Source organism: Candidatus Symbiopectobacterium sp., assembly GCF_020054415.1.
Taxonomy (GTDB): Bacteria; Pseudomonadota; Gammaproteobacteria; order Enterobacterales; family Enterobacteriaceae; genus Symbiopectobacterium.
In genome coordinates this window covers 1-2,486 of record NZ_JAHWCO010000630.1, presented here as the reverse complement: position 1 = coordinate 2,486, position 2,486 = coordinate 1, and the positions used below count along the sequence as shown (strand labels likewise).

The following is a 2,486-nucleotide window of genomic DNA, read 5'->3' as shown; positions in this document are numbered from 1 at the left end:
GCATAATCAACAACCGCGCGTTCAGTGGCTTCGTCGGCGCGGTTCTTCAGGTTCGGAACCCGGCGGTTCTGGTTAACCAGCGCATCAATGCCGCCTTCAGCAGCCAGTTCCTGATAACGGTAAAATGTATCGCGTGACACGTCCATTATCTTGCAGGCTTTTGATACGTTACCGAGTTCTTCGGCGAGATTGAGCAGGCCGGCTTTGTATTTGATAATGGGATTGTTAGTATGAAGCATGAGAGTTACCTCGCGTTTTGTTTAAGGATTAGACACCCATATCAAAACCGGTATCAACCTTTCAAGGTCAAGTGTCAGATCTAGTCGCGACTAATACACATTATGCTTTCCCGCTCTGTATTGACATGGCGCGCAGTATAAAGGAAAACGTTTGCGTACGCATCAGCGACGAGGATATCAGAGGCAGCAAACCATGCACACAAACAGCACCGCTTGGCTTTCTCAGAGAATCGTGCCACGATTTTCTTTCCAGAAAACAGGATGGCACGCAATGAAAGCACCTCAGGCAGAAAAACGTCCGTACCCCCTCACGAACCACGGTGATACACGTATTGATAATTACTACTGGCTACGTGATGACGCGCGGGAAGATCCGGCCGTATTGTCGTATCTGCAAGCAGAAAACGCATATTGCGCTTCGCATATGCAACCCTGCGATGCGGTGAAAGAAACGCTGTATCAGGAGATGGTCGCGAGGATCCCCGCGCAGGATGCGTCGGTGCCTTATGTGTATTAGTCGCGACTAATACATTTAACGATCCCAGCTACGTTACCTGGCTCGCTTACGATCCTACGCCTGAAACGTCGTTGCTGCGTTTTGGTTATTCGTCCATGACCACGCCAACCTCGCTGTACGAGATTAATCTGGATAGCTGTGAACAGAGCCTGCTCAAGCAGGCGGAGGTCAAACACTTCTCCGCCTCGGATTATTGCAGCGAACGCCTGTGGATCACCGTGCGCGATGGCGTTGAAGTACCGGTGTCGCTGGTGTATCGCCGTGACTGCTACCAGCCCGGTAATAATCCGTTACTGGTGTATGGCTACGGTGCCTACGGTAGCAGTATGGAGCCGGATTTTAGCATGAGTCGCCTTACTCTGCTCGACCGAGGGTTTGTCTTTGCGTTGACCCACATTCGCGGCGGCGGGGGGTTAGGGCAGCAGTGGTATGACGACGGACGCTTGCTCAATAAGATGCACTCCTTTACTGATTTTATTGATATCTCCCGCGCATTGGTGGCGCAGGGATATGGTAATGAAAAGCAGCTTTATGCCATGGGCGGCAGCGCTGGAGGCTTGTTGATGGGCGCGGTGGTTAACCTGGCCCCTGAACTGTTTAAAGGTGTGGTGGCGCAGGTGCCGTTTGTCGATGTGCTGACCACCATGCTTGATGAGTCAATTCCTTTGACGACTGGGGAAATCCTAGTGAGGAACGTTATTATGACTACATCAAAAACTACAGCCCTTACGACAATGTCAGCGCTCAAGCCTACCCGCATCTGTTGATTACTACAGGGCTGCATGACTCGCAAGTTCAATATTGGGAACCCGCCAAATGGGTGGCCAAATTGTGTGAGCTGAAAACTGACGACAACCTGTTGCTGTTGTTAACCGATATGGACGCCGGGCACGGGGGAAAATCGGGGCGATTCAAACAATACGAAGACATTGCGCTGGAATACGCATTTTTGCTGATGGTCGAAGAGAAATAAGATACAAGGTAGCGACTGTAGTAATCCCGCTGAGTGCGGGATTACCCGTTCAGCGCACTAAATTTGCTGAGCGCGTTTGGACCGTTTCTGCTGTGTTTTTCAACGGTTTTTTCTTGCTGTTTTTTTTGCTGTCCATGCCTTTACTCATTTGATTTGCCTCTCTCGGTAAAAGGTGGTTTGCCCTACCATTAACCGCCTGTTGAGCATAACATGCAAGCGAAAAAAGTGTTTTGGACAGCAGATTCCAGGCTATTTTGCCTTGGGTTCGTAGGGGAGGCGGGAGAACTGCAACGAACGTTGGCGGTAGAACGCGATGCGTTCACGAAAATAGTCACGCAGATGCTCCGGTTGCTCTCTTTCAACCACTTCTGGAATGACTGGCATGTTGTACCGTTCCTTGAACGCCACTCCAGAGGCTGCGAGATCAACATTCACTTTGTCCATCTCTTGCGCAGGAAGGTTAGCCAGATTATACGCCATTGTTCTTATCATCAGGGCAGCAAGTGAGTGTGCATGTTAGAATTTTTTGGTCGTGTATTCAATATGTTGATTGCAGTGTGAAATGTCCGGTTTTGGATGTGGAATACAGTGGCTAAAGTTGATGTAAGATGCCCGCTTTGTGAACAGACATCTCCTGTGAAAAAACACGGTTATGGCAAAAGTGGCCATCAGCGTTACCGTCGTCAGTCATGCAAACACGGATGGCTACAGGGCTTACAACGACGAACTTCCAAAAGTAAAACACATTGTTAGCAAG

General features: G+C 49.6%; 2 protein-coding genes and 2 pseudogenes. 2 read left to right on the top strand and 2 right to left on the bottom strand.

The genetic code is table 11. The features are described 5' to 3' along the window. On the bottom strand, positions 1 to 239 hold a 239-nt coding region (locus QZ506_RS18385; protein ID WP_291973027.1), incomplete at its 3' end, for a helix-turn-helix domain-containing protein. Between the two features lie 271 nt (positions 240 to 510). Between QZ506_RS18385 and QZ506_RS18380 the strand changes: the two are divergent. After that, positions 511 to 1,729 (top strand): annotated as a pseudogene (locus tag QZ506_RS18380) (prolyl oligopeptidase family serine peptidase). A gap of 249 nt (positions 1,730 to 1,978) precedes the next feature. Here QZ506_RS18380 and QZ506_RS18375 read toward each other — a convergent pair. Then, positions 1,979 to 2,209, bottom strand: a complete 231-nt coding sequence (locus QZ506_RS18375) for a DNA polymerase III subunit theta (protein ID WP_252318670.1) — start codon at positions 2,207 to 2,209, stop codon at positions 1,979 to 1,981. 108 nt (positions 2,210 to 2,317) lie between these two features. Here QZ506_RS18375 and QZ506_RS18370 point away from each other — a divergent pair. Next, positions 2,318 to 2,425 (top strand): annotated as a pseudogene (locus QZ506_RS18370) (IS1 family transposase); the annotation flags it as partial. Between the last annotated feature and the right edge of the window lie 61 nt (positions 2,426 to 2,486).

Excerpts from the sequence above, each read along its gene's own strand:
- QZ506_RS18375 (WP_252318670.1), bottom strand. The coding sequence starts at position 2,209 with ATGGCGTATAATCTGGCTAACCTTCCTGCGCAAGAGATGGACAAAGTG.